This is a genomic window from Luteimonas sp. A611 (genome assembly GCF_054072715.1).
This window is the reverse complement of the sequence record NZ_JBSVRP010000001.1, coordinates 2,135,032-2,153,952: the sequence shown is the minus strand read 5'-3', so window position 1 is coordinate 2,153,952 and position 18,921 is coordinate 2,135,032. Positions and strand designations below refer to the sequence as shown.

Annotated in this window: 18 protein-coding genes; 7 read left to right on the top strand and 11 right to left on the bottom strand. The window is 66.2% G+C overall.

Going from position 1 to position 18,921, the window contains the following annotated elements; translation table 11 throughout:
- Positions 1–49: 49 nt before the first annotated feature.
- The 4 genes from ACW5EG_RS09630 to ACW5EG_RS09615 all read right to left on the bottom strand — a co-directional run bounded on the left by ACW5EG_RS09630 (position 50) and on the right by ACW5EG_RS09615 (position 4,648).
- Positions 50–1,882, bottom strand: coding sequence for an amidohydrolase (locus ACW5EG_RS09630; protein ID WP_457021327.1), 1,833 nt, complete (start codon positions 1,880–1,882; stop codon positions 50–52).
- 149 nt (positions 1,883–2,031) lie between these two features.
- Complete coding sequence (locus tag ACW5EG_RS09625; protein WP_457019661.1) at positions 2,032–2,817, bottom strand: isochorismatase family protein; 786 nt, start codon at positions 2,815–2,817, stop codon at positions 2,032–2,034.
- A gap of 220 nt (positions 2,818–3,037) precedes the next feature.
- Positions 3,038–3,379, bottom strand: a complete 342-nt coding sequence (locus ACW5EG_RS09620) for a carboxymuconolactone decarboxylase family protein (protein ID WP_457019660.1) — start codon at positions 3,377–3,379, stop codon at positions 3,038–3,040.
- A gap of 369 nt (positions 3,380–3,748) precedes the next feature.
- Positions 3,749–4,648 (bottom strand): LysR substrate-binding domain-containing protein, encoded by a 900-nt coding sequence (locus ACW5EG_RS09615; RefSeq protein WP_457019658.1) that lies wholly within the window; start codon positions 4,646–4,648, stop codon positions 3,749–3,751.
- A 466-nt stretch (positions 4,649–5,114) separates the two neighbouring features.
- Here ACW5EG_RS09615 and ACW5EG_RS09610 point away from each other — a divergent pair, with 466 nt between their 5' ends.
- Positions 5,115–6,860, top strand: coding sequence for an esterase/lipase family protein (locus tag ACW5EG_RS09610; RefSeq protein WP_457021326.1), 1,746 nt, complete (start codon positions 5,115–5,117; stop codon positions 6,858–6,860).
- Positions 6,861–6,942: 82 nt separating this feature from the next.
- Here ACW5EG_RS09610 and ACW5EG_RS09605 read toward each other — a convergent pair whose 3' ends face one another.
- Both ACW5EG_RS09605 and ACW5EG_RS09600 read right to left on the bottom strand, forming a co-directional pair.
- On the bottom strand, positions 6,943–7,515 hold the full coding sequence (locus tag ACW5EG_RS09605; protein ID WP_457019656.1) for an NADPH-dependent FMN reductase: 573 nt from the start codon (positions 7,513–7,515) through the stop codon (positions 6,943–6,945).
- A gap of 94 nt (positions 7,516–7,609) precedes the next feature.
- Positions 7,610–8,203, bottom strand: coding sequence for a YceI family protein (locus ACW5EG_RS09600; protein ID WP_457019655.1), 594 nt, complete (start codon positions 8,201–8,203; stop codon positions 7,610–7,612).
- Positions 8,204–8,495: 292 nt separating this feature from the next.
- On the opposite strand from ACW5EG_RS09600, the gene ACW5EG_RS09595 reads away from it, so the two are divergent.
- The 3 genes from ACW5EG_RS09595 to ACW5EG_RS09585 all read left to right on the top strand — a co-directional run bounded on the left by ACW5EG_RS09595 (position 8,496) and on the right by ACW5EG_RS09585 (position 10,986).
- On the top strand, positions 8,496–9,080 hold the full coding sequence (locus tag ACW5EG_RS09595; RefSeq protein WP_457019654.1) for a cytochrome b: 585 nt from the start codon (positions 8,496–8,498) through the stop codon (positions 9,078–9,080).
- A gap of 1 nt (position 9,081) precedes the next feature.
- Entirely contained in the window at positions 9,082–9,642 is a 561-nt protein-coding gene (locus ACW5EG_RS09590; protein WP_457019653.1) for a YceI family protein, read from the top strand.
- Positions 9,643–9,720: 78 nt separating this feature from the next.
- Entirely contained in the window at positions 9,721–10,986 is a 1,266-nt protein-coding gene (locus tag ACW5EG_RS09585; protein WP_457019652.1) for a bifunctional alpha/beta hydrolase/OsmC family protein, read from the top strand.
- 100 nt (positions 10,987–11,086) lie between these two features.
- Here ACW5EG_RS09585 and ACW5EG_RS09580 read toward each other — a convergent pair whose 3' ends face one another.
- From ACW5EG_RS09580 to ACW5EG_RS09570, 3 genes are all read right to left on the bottom strand, one after another.
- A complete protein-coding gene (locus tag ACW5EG_RS09580) occupies positions 11,087–12,565 on the bottom strand; it encodes a SulP family inorganic anion transporter (RefSeq protein WP_457019651.1) in 1,479 nt (492 codons plus the stop codon).
- A 290-nt stretch (positions 12,566–12,855) separates the two neighbouring features.
- The gene (locus ACW5EG_RS09575) at positions 12,856–14,142 is read right to left on the bottom strand and encodes an arsenic transporter (RefSeq protein WP_457019649.1); all 1,287 of its coding nucleotides are present in this window, start codon (positions 14,140–14,142) and stop codon (positions 12,856–12,858) included.
- A 3-nt stretch (positions 14,143–14,145) separates the two neighbouring features.
- Positions 14,146–14,496, bottom strand: coding sequence for an ArsR/SmtB family transcription factor (locus ACW5EG_RS09570; RefSeq protein WP_457019891.1), 351 nt, complete (start codon positions 14,494–14,496; stop codon positions 14,146–14,148).
- A 38-nt stretch (positions 14,497–14,534) separates the two neighbouring features.
- Between ACW5EG_RS09570 and arsH the strand changes: the two genes are divergently transcribed.
- Positions 14,535–15,278: an arsenical resistance protein ArsH gene (arsH, locus tag ACW5EG_RS09565; protein WP_457019647.1), complete on the top strand. Its 744-nt coding sequence runs from the start codon at positions 14,535–14,537 to the stop codon at positions 15,276–15,278.
- Positions 15,275–15,697, top strand: coding sequence for an arsenate reductase (glutaredoxin) (arsC, locus tag ACW5EG_RS09560; protein ID WP_457019646.1), 423 nt, complete (start codon positions 15,275–15,277; stop codon positions 15,695–15,697). Before arsH ends, arsC begins: the two co-directional genes overlap by 4 nt.
- 8 nt (positions 15,698–15,705) lie before the next feature.
- On the opposite strand, the gene ACW5EG_RS09555 is transcribed toward arsC, so the two are convergent.
- Positions 15,706–16,098 carry a RidA family protein gene (locus tag ACW5EG_RS09555; RefSeq protein ID WP_457019645.1) on the bottom strand — a complete coding sequence of 131 codons (393 nt, stop codon included), beginning with the start codon at positions 16,096–16,098 and terminating at the stop codon, positions 15,706–15,708.
- Between the two features lie 136 nt (positions 16,099–16,234).
- Here ACW5EG_RS09555 and ACW5EG_RS09550 point away from each other — a divergent pair, with 136 nt between their 5' ends.
- Positions 16,235–17,212 carry a LysR substrate-binding domain-containing protein gene (locus tag ACW5EG_RS09550; protein ID WP_457019643.1) on the top strand — a complete coding sequence of 326 codons (978 nt, stop codon included), beginning with the start codon at positions 16,235–16,237 and terminating at the stop codon, positions 17,210–17,212.
- 102 nt (positions 17,213–17,314) lie between these two features.
- On the opposite strand, the gene ACW5EG_RS09545 is transcribed toward ACW5EG_RS09550, so the two are convergent.
- Entirely contained in the window at positions 17,315–18,871 is a 1,557-nt protein-coding gene (locus tag ACW5EG_RS09545; protein ID WP_457019642.1) for an alpha-N-arabinofuranosidase, read from the bottom strand.
- Positions 18,872–18,921 lie beyond the last annotated feature (50 nt).

Genomic DNA, 18,921 nt, shown 5'->3' with positions numbered 1-18,921 from the left:
CGGCATCGCCCGCCCCCGGCCAGGAAGCCGGGCGAGGGCGCCGACACGTTCAAGGGCGCTGATTCTGGTAGCCCCCAAAGTGCGCGATCGGCGACCACCCGGGACTGACCGGCGGGAGTTGTGGCACGGGAACGTCCTCGAACGGGGCCGCCGCATGCACGGGCCTTCCGCCCACCACGGTCAGCAGTGACACCAGGTCCTTGATGCGAGTCTCCGGCACCGTCAGGTAGTCGTCGCTCAGGATGGCGAAGTCGGCGTACTGGCCGGTCGCGATCCGCCCCTTGACGTCCTCTTCCTGACTGAACCATGCGGCATCTGCGGTAAACAGGCGCAGCGCCTCCTCGCGTGACAGTCGGTTGTCGTCGGCAAACAGCTGCGTGCCGCCCACGGTCTTGCCGGTGACCAGCCAATAGATCGCCGGCCACGGGTTGTAGCTGCTCACGCGCGTGCCGTCGGTGCCGGCGCCGACCGGGATGCCGAGCTCCAACATCTTGCGCACCGGCGGGGCGTTGGCTGCCTGCGTCTTGCCGTAGCGGTCTGCGAAGTACTCGCCGGCGAAGGCCATGCGGTTCTGGACGGCGATGCCGCCGCCCATTGCCTTGATGCGCTGCAGGTCCCGGTCGGTCACGGTCTCGGCGTGGTCGATGGCCCAGCGGGGGACGAATCGCCCCTTCTCGGCCTTGACCTGCTCGAAAACGTCGAGGATCCGGGACACGCTTTCGCCATAGGTCGCGTGCTGGCGCAGCGGCCACTGGTGGTCGACGAGGATCCGAGCCACCTCTCGCAGGTCCTTCTCCCAGTCCTGGCCATGTGCCTTGCGCGCGTCCAGGTCGGGCCTGGGCGCCAGAAAGTTCTCCCAGTCGCCCACACTGTGCGCCAGGAACTCGCCTGCGCCTTCAAGCTCGTAGCCGTGTTCGAGTGCGCCGTGCCGGTTCTTTTCCAACGCATGGCCACTGGCCCAGCGCTGGAAGTCGGCGGCCTCCTGGCCCGCGTTCTGGGCAAACAGGTAGTAGCTCACGCGCACCGACATTTCGCCGTTCGTGGCCAACTGGAGGCTGGAGGCATAATCGTCGGGGAAGGCGTGCCCGCCGCCGCCGGCGTCGATCGCGCTGGTCATGCCCAGGCGATTGAGCTCGCGATAGAAGTGCAGCGTGGAGTTCACCTGGTCCTCGGCCGAAAGCGGAGGCGGCTGGGCGATCATCGCGTAGAGGATCGCGGGGTTGGGTTCGGCGTGCAGGATCGCGCCACCGTCGACGAATTCGTAGCGGCCACCGTCTGGCGCCTTGCTGTCCCCGGTCAGGCCGAGCGCTTCCACTGCGGCGCGGTTGATCATGCCTTGGCTGTACAGATAGAGGACGAATGTGGGCGTATCGGGCGCGGCCTCGTTCAACTGGGCCACGGTCGGCATGCGCCGTTCTTCGAACTGGAAGGGCGACCAGCCGCCGATGACGCGGACCCATTGGCCTTCCGGGGTGCGTTCGGCCTGTTCGCTGACCATCTGCAACGCACGCTGCAGCGAGGCGACTCCGTCCCATCGCAGCTCGAGGTTGTAGAAGCGCCCGCCGCGCACGACGTGCGCGTGGGAGTCATTGAGGCCCGGGATGACCGTGCGGCCGCCTGCATCGATCACGCGGGTATTGTCGGCGCGGCGGGCAGCCATGTCGGCGTCGTCTCCCACTGCCACGATCTTGCCTTCGGCCACGGCGAAGGCGGTGGCGCGTGGGCGCCCGGCGTCCATGGTGATGACGTTGGCATTGGTCACGATGAGGTCGGCGCCTGCCGACGGTGTCGCGGTGCCCGGTTGCGCCGCAACGGGCGCCTCGCGGGTGCTCGAGCAGGCTGCCGCGAGCAGCGCCGCCCCGATCAGGCTCAGGTATCGCATGAAAAACTCCTTCCCAGCGCGGGCGCTGGATCATCGATGTCCGCAAGACGACCGAACCCGGCTCGCACGGACCCGACGCGCGGACGGCGAAACGGGGCCGGATGTCCGGCCCCGGCTCGGGGGTTTACCAGGGAAACATGGGCCAGGCCTTACTTGGACTTGGCGGCTTCCTGGGCGCGCTGGAAGCTCTCGGAGACGGCGCGGTAGTGCGGCACGAGTTCGGAGTACAGGGCACCCCAGGCTGCGGCGTCACCACGATTCCAGGTGCGGTGTGTCTCGCTGAGGATCGTGTTGGTGGTGACGGGCTCGATCCCGGCATTCGCCATGCGCAGCATGGCAGCGTCGGATGCCAGCTTGCTGACGTCACCCGAAGCATCCATCACGGCCAGCACGTCATAACCATCTGCCTTGGCCTGCAGCGCCGGGAATGCGACGCAGACGCTGGTCCACACACCGGCCATTACCAGGGTCTTGCGACCCGTGGCCTCGACGGCCTTCACGAAGTCGGCGTTATCCCAGGCGCTGACCTCACCCTTGCGGGCGACATAGATCGCGTTCGGCGCGGCCTCGAGCAGTTCCTCCATGATCGGGCCGTTCGGGCCGCCGGGCTCCGACGCGGTGTAGATCACCGGGATGCCGGCCTGCACCGCGATCTTGGCCAGGGCAACGGTGTTCGCACGCAGTTCCGCGAGCGGGATGTCCTTGACCGTCTGGAAGAGGCCGGTCTGGTGGTCGAGCAGGAGCAGAACCGCGTCGTTGGGGTCGTACAGCGCTGCGCGGGCCTCAGGGGTGGGCTGGCGCGAAAGTCCCGCGATGGGAGCCTGTGCGCGGGATTCCTGGGCATGTGCAGCCGGTGCGGCCACGAGTTGGGCGGAAATCAGGGTCACCGCCGCCGCCACATGGAGGACAGCGCTGATGAGCTTGGACTGTTTCATGGTGTTTTCCTTTGACGCGAAATGGATAGGGATGACTGGGCGAGCTCATCGGCAGGTTTTCCATACGTCGACGCCATCTGGTGGGTTGCCGGGACCGGCTTGATGCGGGTCGCGCGGGTCAGAGTGGATTCGATGGCGCACAGTCTATGTAGCTTTGGCAGGCGCAAATACCGGGCAATCATCACCTCATTGTTTCTGTTTCTGAGACGATCTCGTTGCGCTAGTAACCCGGATGGCTGGCAACCGCATCCATGACGCGGGCCGAGTACACGAGCGCCGCACCTGCGTTGAGCGCGATGGCCACGCCCAGCGCTTCGGCGATCTCTTCGCGGCTGGCTCCGTGCTTGATGGCCGCGTCGACATGCACCGTGATGCAGCCATCGCAGCGCGTGGTCACGGCGACGGCAAGGCCGATCAGTTCACGCGTCTTGGCGTCCAGGTGCTGGGTCTTGTTGCCTGCACCGGCCAGCGTGGCGTATCCCCGGACGGTATCCGGCGAGAGCTTGCCGATCTCACCGATCCGGCCCTTCAGTTCGTCGCGATAGACATTCCAGTCGAGCATGTGTTGTCCTCCATGTGGCGTCCCATCTGGACGCGAGTTCGCATTGCAGGAGCTAACCGCCGCAGCCACACGGGCATGCGGTCGTCAGCACGCAAGGAAAAAAGGCGATGCAGCGCGACCCGGCGGTTGGGCGTGTCCGATGGATCCGAATCGGTCGCTGTGTGTTGAGCCAGCAGGTCGGCTTGTTGTGGTGCCAAGGCCGATGCCGAAGATCAGTCCAGCCAAGGAAGCGAACGTCCATCCGACCTCCCCGTGACTTGCGCGTACGCCCAATGGCGCATCCATCACCTTATGGTGATTGGGCGGAAGTAAAGAGTGAAGAAAGTCGACATCACTGTTTCCCGACCGGGGACAGTGCCAGGCGTCGCCTTACCCAGACCGATCAGCCTCGCCGCCGAGTTCGCTGACCAGAAAATCCACGAACCTGCGGAGCCGCAGCGGCATGGTGCGCGCTTGTGCAAACAGCGCGTGGACCGCAATTGGCGGCGGACTCCAGTCCTCGAGCACGCGGACCAGCCGGCCGGCATTGAGCTCGCCCCGGACGATGAAGTCGGGAACCAGCGTCGCGCCGAGGCCGGCCAGTGCCATCTCGGCGAGAAAGTCGCCGTTGTCGGCAATCACGGGCCCACGTGTGCGCACGCGCTGCACTTCCTTTCCACGCGTCAGCTGGATCGTGATGCCGCCCTGCAGGCAGCCATAGTTGAGGAACGCAAGCGACGTCAGGTCGGCGGGAACCTGGGGAATGCCATGGCGTGCCAGGTATTCTGGCGATGCCACGATGCTGCGGGGCGCGGGCATGATCTTGCGTGCAGAAAGCGACGAGTCGGTCAGGTCGGCGATCCTGATCGTCACGTCGAATCCGCCGCGCACGGTATCGATGAGGTGGTCGGTCAGCGAGATCTGGAGCTCGATCTCCGGATACTTGTCCAGGAACTTCGGCACGATCGGTGTGAGCACGCGCATGCCGAATGAGACCGGGACGTTGCAGCGAACGATTCCGCGGATGCCGGTTGTTCCCCTGGCGCGCTCCTCTGCCTCGTCCAGGGAGGCGAGCACTTCCTGCGCGTCCTCGTAATAGGTCGCGCCCGCCTCGGTCAGGTGCAGGCTGCGTGTGGTCCGCATCAGAAGCTGGACGCCGAGCGCTTGCTCCAGGGATTGGACCTGTTTGCTGACCTTGGAGCGTGGGACATCGAGTTTGCGGGCAGCGGCGGCGAAGCTCTCGGCCCGCACCGCCTCCACGAAGGCGCGCATGCACTCGATCCGGTCCATCTACAGCTCCATTCAGGCCGTCAAGGAAGAGCATTGTTCCCGCATTCGAACCGCTGCCGCAAGGCGGGTCCGGTTTGCATACGGGCTGACAATGTTGAAACCCATGGCCGGACGATTCGATCGACGTCGACGTGTCGAAGTGGCCGGCAGCCCACGATGCGCCTCGGCGCGATCACGTGCAAAGGTCCGCTTCCGGCGGCAAGCTTGCCGCCGAGGTGGCGGCCAATCGGCCATGAACCCCCAGCAGCTGTCATTTCGAGCGTAGCGAGAAATCCAGCCCTTTGATTCGACAAGATTCCTCACTGCGTTCGGAATGACAGACCGGACTTGTCCAGCGCTTCCCTAGTTGATCCATGCAGTCCGACGCACAATGCGGGCTCTCGATCCTGCATTGGCGAGTCGCATGGGGCACTCGGAGCAGCCACGACACCGATTCACGGTCCACCCGGGCCGCGGCATTCTCATGGTGGCCCTGGTGGTGATGGCGAGCGCTTGCTCCACCCTGCGGGTGCACGATGGCGGATCGCTGCGTTCGCGCATGAGCCTGGATGGGCTGGCGCTGGCGGAACATCTGTCCAATACCGGCGAGGAAGTCATCTCGATGCTCGACCTCGAGGCCACGTGTTCGAGCTTGGACGGGCGCTGCGCTTCGCAGATCCTGCTGGCCGCGGGAACGGTGCGCGAAGGCACGAGACTGATCGCGGCGTCGGACGTCCTGCACCATGCCGCAAGGCGGGCGCCGCGCGGCGATCGTGCGGCGCACTGGCGCGCCTGCGCCCGGCAGACCCATCGCTACCTTCATGAGCCGGTGATGCCCGGGCGGCAGCCAGCCATCGCCGCGCGTACACAGTTGGCCTTGCGATTGCATAACGCCTGTACGGCGGGGCTGGCCTTGGATGCCGCGGAGAAGCACGGCGTGGACGGGTTCGAGTGGCGCGTGGACGAGACTCATTTCCCTCGCGCCGCGGTGGAGCGCGTGGTACTCGCCAACCAGGTCACCGTCGGCGGACTGCGGACGCGGCAGGTCGAAGACGGCATCGGGGTTGCCGCCATCGCGACCGGGCGCACCGGTACTACGCTGGGCTCTTTCCCCGCGCAGCCGTTCGCATTGGCAGTGAGCATCCTCTACGAGCCGCTGCCAGGAGGGCGCGAGTCGCTCGTGGTGCGAGATGCCTCGCGCGCCGGGTCCGTGGAAACGGCATTTGGCCAGGTGGGCCTTTCGCGTGACATGAGCGCAGCCTATGCAAGCGCTGCGGTGGCGTTCGAGCAGGAGCTGGGCTATCTACGGGCACTGTTCGGAGCGGACTCCGAGCGCGACGATTCCCAGATCCGTCTGTTGGCGCCGGTGGATCCGGCCAAGACGCCCGTCATCCTCGTGCATGGGTTCGCCAGCAGCCCCATGACCTGGGCGAACATGGTGAACGAACTTCTCGGGGATCCCGACCTCTCCGAGCACTACCAGTTCTGGATGGCGCGTTACGCGACCGGAATGCCAGTGCTGGTCAACCGGCAGCAGCTGGCGGGGACGCTCCGGGATTTCAGGCGTCGCGCAGGCGGCGTGTCGGGCGGCCATCGGCAGGCGATTCTGGTCGGGCATTCGATGGGCGGCGTGATCTCGCGTCTGCTGGTGAGCGACTCGGGAACCGCCCTCTGGGACGCCGCATTCACCTCCGATCCCCAAGGATTGCAGCCCGGAGAAGCCGTCGATCGCGCTCGGGAGCTGTTCGTGTTCGAGGCGATCCCTGGCGTCGACGCGCTGGTCATGATTGCCGCGCCGCACGGAGGAAGTCGGCATGCGGAGGGTCTGGTCGCCAGATTGGTGCAGCGGTTCATCCGGCTTCCGGTGAATGCCATGGACTACCTCGTGCAGCTTGCGGTTGAACAGCCCCAGCACGTTCGGCAGACCGTGCTCGAGAACTACCGCCGGGGAGGTCCGACCAGCGTGGCGACGCTGTCGCCCGACCAGCCGGTGATGCAGGCCGCGCGCCAGCTACGGGTCGCCGGTGGCGTGCAAGTGCATTCGATCATCGGGATCCAGGACCTGGCCCGTCCCCGGGAAGGCGACGGGGTGGTGTCGCTCGCAAGCGCGACGTGGCCCGAGGGAGGCGTTGACTATGTCGTTGCCGGCCATGACCTGCAGGCGGCCCCGGCCACCATCTCGATCCTGAAACGGCTCCTGCTGGAGCGGCTGGAACGCCGCGGCGTGGAATAGGGACCTGCGTCGGGGCGAAGGCGCATCGCCCCGGCTGCAGCCACGCAGTGACGCCAACGATCGGCTGGCGATTGCCGGCCGGTCAGGCGCCGCGCGGCAGTACTGTCAGCACGCGTGCGACGAACTCGTGGAACTCCTTCATGTAGCGGCGCAGGAACTCGGCTGTACCCGGGTCGGCGACCTCGCCGGCGTCGTCAAGAAGACCATCCTTGAACTGGATATAGGCTTCCGGCGAGTTCATCTGCGGCGAGTTGAGGAACCCGAGGATGCTGCGCAGGTGCTGCTGCCCCACCGCCGTGCCGATTGCGCCGGGAGAGGTGCCGATCACCCCGGACGGGATGTTGGCGAACGAGTTGGTGCCCCAGGGGCGGCTGGCCCAGTCGATGGCGTTCTTGAGGCCGCCGGGGATGGAGCGGTTGTACTCGGGGGTCACGATCAGGATCGCGTCCGACGATTCGATGGCCTTCTTGAAGGCGCGACCGGCCTCCGGGTAGTCAGCGTCGTAATCGTAGGTGTAGAGCGGGAGTTCGGCATAGGAGATCTCGTGGAACTTGAGCTGCTCCGGAGCGAGCTTGAACAACGCGTGCGCAAGCTTGCGGTTGATGGACTCCTTGGCGAGGCTGCCGATCAGGTAGCCGACGTTATAGGTCTTCATCGTCACTCTCCTTGCTCGAGGGGATTCCGATGGTACGCCCCGAGGGGCAGGGCAGTCCTGCCTCCCTGGGCGCGCCCCGGTGTCCCGGGGGTGGTTACTGCTCCTGCTTCGCCACCGAAGCTTCGGTGGTGATACGCAGCTGGACCTCGTCACTGACGTTGGGCACGAACATACCGAGCTCGAAATCGGTCCGCTTGATGGTCGCCACGGCATCAAAGCCCGCGGTCGGCTGGCCCGTCATGGGGTTATCGGCGATCCTGTTGATCGTGGCATCCAGTACGACGGGCCTGGTGATGCCCTTGATGGTCAGGTTGCCGGCGACGGCCAGCTTGCCCTCGCCAGCGGCGCGCACCGACGTGCTCTTGAAGCTAGCTTGGGGGAAGTTTTCGGCGTCGAAGAAGTCCGCACTGCGCAGGTGGTCATCGAACGCCGCGACGTGCGAAGACAGCCCGGCCAGGGGGAGCACGACCTCGACGCTCGAAGCGGCCTGGTTGTCCGGGTCGTAGCTGATCGAGCCGCCCACCTCACCGAAATGCGCGATCGGCTTGGAGAAGCCGAAATGGTTCCACTGGGCGACGACGTCGGTGTGGGTCGGGTCGATCTGGTAGGTCACGGGCGCGGCAAACGCGTAGACCGAGGAGGCCAGGAGGGCAGCGGCGAGGACGCCGCAGGAAATGCGGTTGTTCATGAGAGGGTTCCTGTTGGTGGTTGGAGGGATGCGGGGCGTGCACAACAGCCGCCGCCCACCTCAACGAGGATAGGGTTCTGCCTCGATGGATAAACCCGTCGCCTGGAACAAGAATGTCCATGAATCAGGGACAATCCCCCGCGGAGGTGTTTTCCACCGCCGTACCCATCAGGCCTGACTGTCACTGTTATGGAAACAATCTTGTCGCTCCCGACGGCTGTTTCCCGAAGTTCGAGACGCTGACAATGGATCCGTCGAGGAGAAAACCGCCTCGTTACAGACGGAGCCGTCGATGCAAATTCACAACTCTGAGCGACGCTGGGGCGTCATCAGCCAACTGATGCACTGGTCGGTCCTTGTCTTGATCGTGTGGCTGGCATGGCTCGGCCTGACGATGGTCGACATGCCACCCACCCCGGCCAAGATCAACGCCTATGCCCTGCACAAGTCACTTGGGCTGACTCTTCTGGCATTGATCGTTCTTCGCTTCGCCTGGCGCCTGCTCGCCGGCGCACCGAAGGTAACGCCGGGCACTCCAACCTGGCAGGCGCGTATCGCCTCGGCCACACATTGGGCGCTGTACGTCCTGATGTTCGCAATCCCGATCAGCGGTTGGGTGTTCAACTCGACGTCCGGTTACCCGCTGCAGTGGTTCAAGAAGCTCAACCTGCCGACCGTCGCTGAGCGCAGCGAGGAACTGGCCGCATTGTCCATCCAGGTGCATGAGTACGGCTTCTGGCTGTTGGTCCTGCTGGTGCTGGCGCATGCCGGGGCCGCTTTCTATCACCACATCTTCCAGGGCGACGACACCCTGCGCCGCATGCTCCCTGCACTGCGCCGCAATACAACGCCTGCCAAATCCACCAAGGAGAACTGACATGAGCATCCGCAATCGCATCCTTCCCCTGGCCCTGGCCGCTGCCATGGCCGCCGTGGCGCCCGCTTCGGCCGCCGACTATGTACAGTCCTCCGGCGCCCTCAGCTTCGCCAGTGATTACCAGGGCGAAACATTCGTGGGCCTGTTCGCCGACTTCCAGTCAAGGCTCAGCTTCGATCCGGCGAACCCGCAGGATGCGACCCTTGCCGTCACCATTCCGCTTGCCTCCGCGGATACGAAGAACGCCGACCGCGACGGCACGCTCAAGACCGCGCCGTTCTTCAACGTCGGACAGTTCGCCACCGCACGCTACACGGCCAAGGGTTTCCGGCCGCTGGGCGAGAACCGTTACGTTGCCGACGGCACGCTCGAACTTCGCGGCGTGAAGAAGCCGGTGCAGCTGACGATGACCTTGACCCCGGGCGACCGCCCCGTGCTGGCCGGTCGCGCTACGGTGAAACGTCTGGATTTCGGCGTGGGTGCCGGAGATTGGGCAGACCTCTCGATCATCCCGAACGAGGTGGCCGTGTCCACCAAGGTGACGTTCCGTCCCGTGCTCTGAAGGAGTCCGACGCACTGCAGATCCCGTAACCCAAGTCACGTGATGTACCGTATACCGAACCGGCAAGGTGCAGTCTCCATGTCGACACGCGAATTCGAATTCACTGGTGCAGATGGCCAAAAGCTTTCCGGTGCCCTTGATATGCCGGATGGCCCGGTATCGTCCTATGCACTGTTCGCGCACTGCTTCACTTGCACCAAGAGCTCGCTCGCTGCGGTTCGGCTTGGCAATGCACTAACGTCGCTTGGATACGGTGTACTCCGTTTCGACTTCACGGGTCTTGGTCAAAGTGGCGGAGATTTCGCCGACAGCAGCTTCAGCGGCAGCATTGCAGACCTGGTCGCCGCTGCCGATGCGATGCGTGGGGCAGGGCGCCCGCCAGCCTTGCTGATCGGTCACAGTCTTGGCGGCGCCGCGGTTCTGGCGGCTGCTGCCCGGATACCCGAAGCACAAGCGGTGGTAACGATTGGCGCGCCTTTCGATGTCGAGCATGTCACGCACCTCTTCGCGGGTGGCCTCGACGAATTGCGGGAGAAGGGCGAGGCGGAAGTCAGGATTGGCGGCCGACCGTTCCGGCTCCGCCAATCCTTCGTCGACGACCTTGCCGCCCACGACCAGCGAGCGCGGATCCGGGCACTCAGGAAACCCCTGTTGATCCTGCATTCGCCGCAGGACTCGATCGTCGGCATCGACAATGCGACGGCCATCTACAAGGCCGCGCTGCATCCCAAGAACTTCATCTCGCTTGACGGCGCGGATCACCTGCTGACCGATCGTCGCGACGCGGACTTCGCCGCCACGATGATTGCGGCCTGGTCGTCGCGGTCGCTGAAGAGCGCAACGCCAGTGCGGAGCGACGCGCAGTCCGGCGTCGTGACCGTTTCGGAAACCGGTGACGGGGCGTTCCAGGTCGAGGTCAGCGCCGGGGGCATCCATTTCCTCGCCGACGAGCCTCCGGAGGTGGGTGGCCTCGGCTCCGGACCTACGCCTTACGATCTGCTCGCGGCCGGCCTGGGTGCATGTACGGCCATGACGCTGCGCATGTACGCGCGACGCAAGCAGATCCCGCTGGAGCAAGTGACGGTTACCGTTGGCCACAGCCGTCGACAGGGAATCGAACCTTCAGACCTGTTTACCCGGCGTCTTGTTCTGACGGGCAATCTGTCGGACCAGCAGAGACAGCGATTGGCGGAGATCGCCGACAGGTGTCCCGTGCACCGGACGTTGGAAGGTGGCTCTGCGGTGGAAACCGGACTTGGCGAGACGATGCCTGTTGGGTCGGCCGAAAGGCCGAGCCAGCATGCGCACGACATGTCCAGGTTCGCCGATGCTGATCCGCTATGACCTTATACCTGTCATGAGCGTGGGTCGTGACGAAACCGCCGTCGTAAGCAACCACCGGACTCCACCCCCAATCTGCGGCCAGCCTTGAAATCCGTCTTTCTCAGGACCCCGTCGTCGCGCCTGCCTCCACGCCCCGATGCGTCCCCAACTGCTCCACCAGCGATTCGCTCGCCTGGTTGAGGCCGATCACCTCCACCTCTGCGCCATGCCGGCGCAGCTTGAGTACAACGCGGTCAAGGGCGGCCACGGCGCTGGTGTCCCAGAAGTGGGCGTCGCGCAGGTCGATCACGACCTTGGGCGGGGTGTGCAGGTAGTCGAAGCTGTTGGCGAACTGCACGGCGGAGGCGAAGAACACCTGGCCGCGCACGCGGTAGGTGCGGGTGCCGTCGACGGCGTCGTCGCCGTCGATCTTCAGCAGCGCGCTCACGCGGCGGGTGAAGGACAGGGCGGTGAGCAGCACGCCGGTCAGCACGCCCATGGCCAGGTCGCGGGTGGCGACGGTGACGATCACCGTGCCGAACATGATCAGGTTGGCGGTTTTGGGGTGGGTGCGCAGTTCGCGGATGCTCTTCCAGTGGAAGGTGCCGATGCTGACCATGATCATCACCGCCACCAGCGCCGCCATCGGGATCATCGACACCCACTCCGACGCGTACACCACCAGCAACAGCAGCACCACGCCGGCGATGAGGCACGACAGGCGCCCGCGGCCGCCGGAGGACACGTTGATCACCGACTGGCCGATCATCGCGCAGCCGGCCATGCCGCCGAAGAAGCCGGTGACCACGTTGGCCAGGCCCTGGCCGGCGGATTCGCGGCGGCGGTCGGTGGGCGTGTCGGTCATGTCCTCGACGATCTGCGCGGTCATCAGCGATTCCAGCAAGCCCACCACGGCCAGCGTGGCCGAAACGGGCAGCAGGATGCGCAGGGTGTCCCAGGTCCAGGGGATGTCGGGGACGAAGAAGGCGGGCAGGCTGTCCGGCATCTCGCCCATGTCGCCCACGGTGCGGATGTCCAGGCCGAGCAGGACGACGGCGACGGTGAGCACCACGATCGCCACCAGCGCCGAAGGCACGACGCGGGTCAGCCGCGGCAGCAGGTAGATGATGGCCAGGCCCGCGGCGCAGACGGCGTAGACGGTCCACGGCATGCCGATCAGTTCGGGCAGCTGCGCCATGAAGATCAGGATGGCCAGGGCGTTGACGAATCCGATCACCACCGAGCGCGAGACGAAGCGCATCAGCGTGTTCAGGCGCAGCGCGGCGGCCAGCAGCTGCAGCAGGCCGGCCAGGATGGTGGCGGCGAACAGGTACTGCAGGCCGTGGTCGCGCACCAGGTCCACCATCACCAGGGCCATGGCCCCGGTGGCGGCGGAGATCATGCCCGGGCGGCCGCCGGCGATCGAGGTGACCACCGCGATGCAGAACGAGGCGTACAGGCCGACCTTGGGATCGACGCCGGCGATGATCGAGAACGCGATCGCCTCGGGAATCAGCGCCAGGGCGACGAGCACGCCCGACAGCACGTCGCCGCGCACATTGCCGAGCCACTGCTCGCGCAGCGGATAGTTGGCTGACATCGTGTGACTCCATGCGCGCCGCTACGGGCGCGCGATGTTGACGGAAAAAAGACGCGAGGCCCTCGCGGCGTCCTGGACGACGCGCTGAAACCTGGGGCGGGTTATCGGACGCGAGACGCGGGTGAGGCGGCATCATATTGCAGTGCAGCATGCGCCTCAATCGCAGCGTGCCGGGATCGTCGGTCGTTGACCGCGAGCAGGAGGCCGAACACGTCAGGCCTTCATGGTGGTCATCTCAGCAGGTGGATTGTACGAACGGGTTCTCCGTGGTGACGCCCGGGCAGCCGTGATCACACGATGCTCAGCCGCATGACCAGCGCTGCCAGCGTCACCAGCAGCACGGGCAAGGTCAGGATGACGCCCACCTTGAAGTAATAGCCCCAGGTGATCCGGATGCCCTTGCGTGCCAGTACGTGCAGCCACAGCAGCGTGGCCAGGCTGCCGATCGGGGTGAACTTCGGACCCAGGTCGCTGCCGATGACGTTGGCGTAGATCATGGCCTCGCGCACCGCTCCTTCCGCCTGGCTGGCTTCGATGGACAGCGCGCCGACCAGCACCGTCGGCATGTTGTTCATCACCGACGACAGGAACGCCGTCAGCAGGCCGGTGCCGAAGGTCGCAGCCCACAGGCCGTGTCCGGCGAACCGGTCGAGCAGCATCGCCAGATGGTCGGTCAGTCCGTTGTTGCGCAGGCCGTAGACCACCAGGTACATGCCGAGCGAGAACACCACGATCTGCCAGGGGGCTTCGCGCACGACCTTGCGGGTCGAGATCCTGTGCCCCCTGGCCGCCACGCCGAGCAGCGCCAGTGCGCCGGCACCGGCTACGACGCTGATCGGCACGCCAAGCCGTTCGAGCACGAAGAAGCCCACCACCAGCAGCGCCAGCACGACCCAGCCGGCATTGAAGGTGGCGCGGTCGACGATCGCCGAGCCCGGAGCCTTCAACAGGGTGACGTCGTAGTTCGCGGGAATGTCACGGCGGAAGAACCACATCAGGACGGCCAGCGTCGCGCCCACCGACACCAGGTTGACCGGGAACATGACCGATGCGTACTCGCCGAAACCGATGTCGAAGTAGTCGGCCGAAACGATGTTGACCAGGTTGGACACGACCAGCGGCAGGCTCGCGGTGTCGGCTATGAAACCGGCCGCCATGACGAAGGCCAGCGTGGCCGCGGGCGTGAATTTGAGCGCCAGCAGCATGGCGATCACGATCGGCGTCAGGATCAGCGCCGCGCCGTCGTTGGCGAACAGGGCCGCGACCGCCGCGCCGAGCAGCACCAGGTAGACGAACAGCCTGCGTCCGCTGCCCTGGCCCCAGCGCGCGACGTGCAGCGCGGCCCATTCGAAGAAGCCCGCTTCGTCGAGCACCAGGCTGATGAGGATCACGGCCACGAAGGTGAAGGTGGCGTTCCAGACGAAGCCCCAGACCGTCGGAATGTCGGATACGCCCACCACGCCGGTGACCAGGGCCAACACGGCGCCGAACGACGCGCTCCAGCCGACGCCGAGGCCTCGCGGCTGCCAGATCACCAGGACGATGGTGGCAACGAAGATCAGCAGTGCAACGAGCACGTTTCAGGCCTCGCGCACTTTGCGGGTCGCCTTGCGGGCCGGTCGGGAGGCAGGCAGGCACTGGCTGTCGTCGCCGCCACAGCAGTTGCGCGTCAGGAATTCGATCAGGCCGTTCATCGCGTCGAAATCGGCGCGATAGGAAATATGCCGACCCTCCGCCGTGCCCTGGATCAACCCGGCGGCAGTGAGCTCCTTGAGATGGAAGGACAGGGTTGCGCCTGGCAGTGACAGCATCTCCGCCATGGCGCCGGGCGTGCGGCCTCCGGGGCCCGCCTCGACCAGCAGCCGGAATACGGCCAGACGCGTGGGATGTCCCAGGGCAGCCAGCGCCGGGGTTGCGCTTTCTATTTCCATTTTTCTAGAATAGTCGAAACGTTTTCCACGAAGCAACCATGACCGCGTCCCCCGAGCTGCCCAACCTCTCTCCCGCCGCCGCGCACCTGCCCGCCCACGATGCACCCGGGTCGGGAGACGGTGGCGCACACGCGCCGCGGATCCTGATCCTCTACGGCTCACTGCGCCCGGAGTCCTACAGTCGCAAGCTCGCGCTCGAGGCCGAGCGCCTGCTGCGCCATTTCGGCGCCGAGACCCGCGTGTTCGATCCGCACGGCCTGCCGTTGCAGGGCAGCGTCGAAGCAGACCACCCCAGGGTGCAGGAGTTGCGCGCGCTGTCGCTGTGGTCGGAAGGCCAGGTGTGGGTGAGCCCCGAGCGCCACGGCGCGGTCACCGCGGTGTTCAAGAACCAGATCGATTGGCTGCCCTTGGAGGAAGCGGGTGTGCGCCCGACGCAGGGCCGCACGCTGGCGGTGATGCAGGTCTCCGGCGGTTCGCAGTCGTTCAACGTGGTCAATGCGCTGCGCGTGCTTGGACGCTGGATGCGCATGGTGACCATCCCCAACCAGTCCTCCGTGCCCAAGGCGTGGCAGGAGTTCGACGAAGCGGGGCGGATGAAGCCTTCGCCGTACTACGACCGCGTGGTCGATGTGATCGAGGAACTGGTCAAGTTCACCCTGCTGGTGCGCGGGCGCAGCGATTACCTGACCGACCGCTACAGCGAACGCAAGGGCGACGTGGCAGCCGGTGCGCTGGCGGCCGCGTCTGGCGCAGTGGCCGTGGCGCCTGCGGCGGCGGCATGAGCGAGATCACGATCTATCACAACCCGCGCTGCGGCACGTCGCGCAACACCCTTGCGATGATCCGCAACAGCGGCGAGACGCCGACCGTCGTCGAATACCTGCAGCACCCGCCCGGCCGCGAGCGGCTGTTGCAACTGGTGGAGGCGGCAGGCCTGGGCGTGCGCGGGATCATGCGCGCCAAGGAGCCGCTGCATGCCGAACTGCGCCTGGACGATCCGGGGCGCAGCGATGCCGATCTGATCGACGCGATGCTGGCGCACCCGGTGCTGATCAACCGCCCGATCGTGGTGACGCCGCTGGGCACACGCCTGTGCCGTCCTTCGGAGCTGGTGCTGGACATCCTGCCGCAGCCGCAGCGGGGCGCGTTCACCAAGGAGGACGGCGAACAGGTGGTCGACGAGGCTGGCCGTCGCGTCTGAGCGGATGTTCAGCCGGGAATGCGGGCGATGACCTTGATCTCGAAGTCGAAGCCCGCCAGCCAGGTGACCCCGACCGCCGTCCAGTTGGGATAGGGCGCCTGCGGGAAGACCTCGTTCTTGACCGCGAGGACCGTGTCGAACTGGTGTTCGGGGTCGGTATGGAAACTGGTCAGGTCGACGATGTCGTCGAGCCCGCACCCGGCGGCGCGCAGGGTTGCCTCGAGGTTGGCGAACGCCAGGCGGACCTGGGCCTCGAAGTCCGGCTCTGGCAAGCCGTCCTCGCGGCTGCCCACCTGCCCGGACACGAACAGAAAGCCGTTGCTGCGCACCGCCGGCGAATAGCGGTGTTGCTCGTACAGGGCCTGGCGGCCGGCGGGAAAGACGACATCGCGGGTGTTCATGGGGGATCTCCTGGCGGGGCAGGTGGCCCCGATGCGTGCGGCCACTCTAGGTGGCGACTCGGTTCCGATAAACGGCCCGTTCCCGGGATCACTGTTTGTAGAATCCAAACAATCCCGAGTGCAACTGGAGCTGCGCATGGACCGCTTTGATGCGATGCAGGCCTTCGTCCGCGTGGTGGAGACCGGCAGCTTCACGCGCGCCGCCGACACGCTGCAGTCGAGCAGGACGCGCGTGACACAGTTGGTGCAGCAGCTGGAAACGCACCTGCGGGTGAAGCTGCTCCACCGCACCACGCGCAAGGTCAACGTCACCGCCGATGGCACCGCGTACTACGAGCGCGTGGTGCGCCTGCTGGCCGACCTGGACGATGCCGAGACCAGCCTGTCCACGGCTTCGGACTCGCCGCGCGGCCGGCTGCGCGTTGACGTGCCCGCGCCGCTGGCCAGCCTGGTGCTGGTGCCGGCGCTGCCCGCCTTCCACGCGCGCTATCCCGACATCCAGCTCGACCTGGGCGCCAGCGACCGCAGGGTGGACCTGATCGACGAGAACGTGGACTGCGTGGTGCGCGGCGGTGAACCGACCGGCTCGTCGCTGCGTGTGCGGCATGTGGCCGACCTCCCGCTGGGCGTCTATGCCGCACCGGGTTACCTGGCGCGTGCCGGCGTGCCGGGCCATCCGCAGGCGCTGGAGGAGGGTTCGCACCGCATCGTCGGCTATCGCGGCTCGCGCAGCGGCGTGCCGCTGGCGTATGCGATGCGCCGCGGCGATGAGCAGGTGCAGGTGCATGGCCGCCACGTGCTGTCGGTCGACGACGGCAATGCCTACCTGGCCGCAGGGGTGGCGGGCATGGGCGTGCTGTGGCTGCCGCGTTACATGGCGCGCACGCCGCAGTCACGCGGCGAACTGATCGCGCTGTTCGAGGACTGGCAGCTCGATCCCATGCCGCTGTACGTGGCCTTTGCACCAAGCCGGCACGTCAGTCGCAAGCTGCGCGTGTTCATCGACTGGATCGTCGAGCTGATGGCGCAACATGCGCCGGAGATCCAGCCGCCGTCGATTCCCGCGCCTGCTGCAGCGCCGAAGCCCCCGCCACTGGCGCCCCCCGCGAAGTAAGCGTGGGGCAGGGGCAAGCGCCGGCGCCTCGCTGCCATGACACGCCCGAAACGGACGGGGGCGCCGAAGCGCCCCCGTCGTCTTGCCGTCTGGTGCAGCCCGTCAGCGCAGCTGCAGTACCACCACCGACTTGGCCGGCAGCTCGACGCTGAGCGTACCGCCGGAGACCGTCGCGCCGTCGAACGCCACCGGCTTCACCTGCTCCGGCTGCTCGAAGGTGTTGTGCGACGTGATCGCGCCCGCCGTCAGCACCCGGCCCGACACCGACGAGGCCTGAAGCCCCGAGACGCTGGCCGACACGCTGGCCGCCTTGTCCGGATCGAGGTTGGACAGCGCGACGTAGACGTGCCCGTCCTTCGCGCGCACGGCCGAACCGTGCACCGCCGGAACCGATGTCTCGCCGTGGCGGTACTGCGGCGTCTTGAGTTCGAACGGCAGGTGGGTCGCGTCCTGCCAGGGCTTGTACATCTCGAAGACGTGGTAGGTGGGCGTGAGCAGCATCTTCTCCTCGTCGGTGAGGATCATCGCCTGCAGCACGTTCACCATCTGCGCGATGTTGGCCATCTTCACCCGTTTGGCATGGCGGCTCATGATGTCGAAGTGCAACGAGGTCACCAGCGCGTCGCGCAGCGTGTTCTGCTGGTGCAGGAAGCCCGGGTTCACGCCTTCCAGGCCGGCGTACCAGGTGCCCCATTCGTCGAGGTACAGCGCGACCTTGTTTTCCGGGTCGTGCCTGTCCATCACCTCGATGTGCTTGCGCAGCAGCTCGTCGACCTTGAGCGCGCTCGACAGCGTCTCGATCCAGCCAGCCTCGTCGAACTCGAACGAGGAGGCGCGCGGCGGCCAGCCGCCCGGCACCGTGTAGTAGTGCACCGACAACGCATCCATGTGCTTGCCGGCGATCTTCATCATCACCTCGGTCCAGTTGTAGTCATCGGCGTTGGCGCCGGCTGCGACCTTGGTCACCTGGGTGCCGGCCGGCACCTTGACGAAGGTCTGGTACTGGCGGTGCAGGTTGGCCGCGTGCTCGGGCGTCATGTTGCCGCCGCAGCCCCACATCTCGTTGCCGACGCCGAAGAAGGGCAGCTTCCAGGGCTTGTCGCGGCCGTTGGCGCGGCGTTCCTCGGACAGTGAGGATCCGCTTTCATAGGTCATGTACTCGACCCATTCGGCCATTTCGCGCGGCGAGCCGCTGCCGGTGTTGCCCGAGACATAGGCGTCGGTGCCGATGAGTTCGGCGAAATCCATGAACTCGTGGGTGCCGAAGCTGTTGGGCTCGGTGACGCCGCCCCAGTGGGTGTTGATCTTGACCCGGCGCTTGTCGCGCGGACCGACGCCGTCGCGCCAGTAGTACTCGTCGGCGAAGCAGCCGCCGGGCCAGCGCACCACGGGCACCTGCAGGTGCCTGAGCGCGGCGACCACGTCGTTGCGGTAGCCCTTCGTGTTGGGGATCTTCGAATCTTCGCCCACCCAGATGCCGCCGTAGATGCCATAGCCCAGGTGTTCGGCGAACTGGCCGAAGATGTAGCGGCTCACGGTATCGCCCGGCTGGTCGGCGCGCAGCGTCGCGGTGGCGGACGCCTTGTCCTGGGCGCCGGCCATGCCGGCGGCGAGCAGGGCGGAGGTGAGCGCAAGCGTGCGCAGCGTGGTTTTCAGCATCGGTGTCGCCTCTTGGTGCGGAAAGTGAAAGCCGTCGGGGCGCGTTGCAC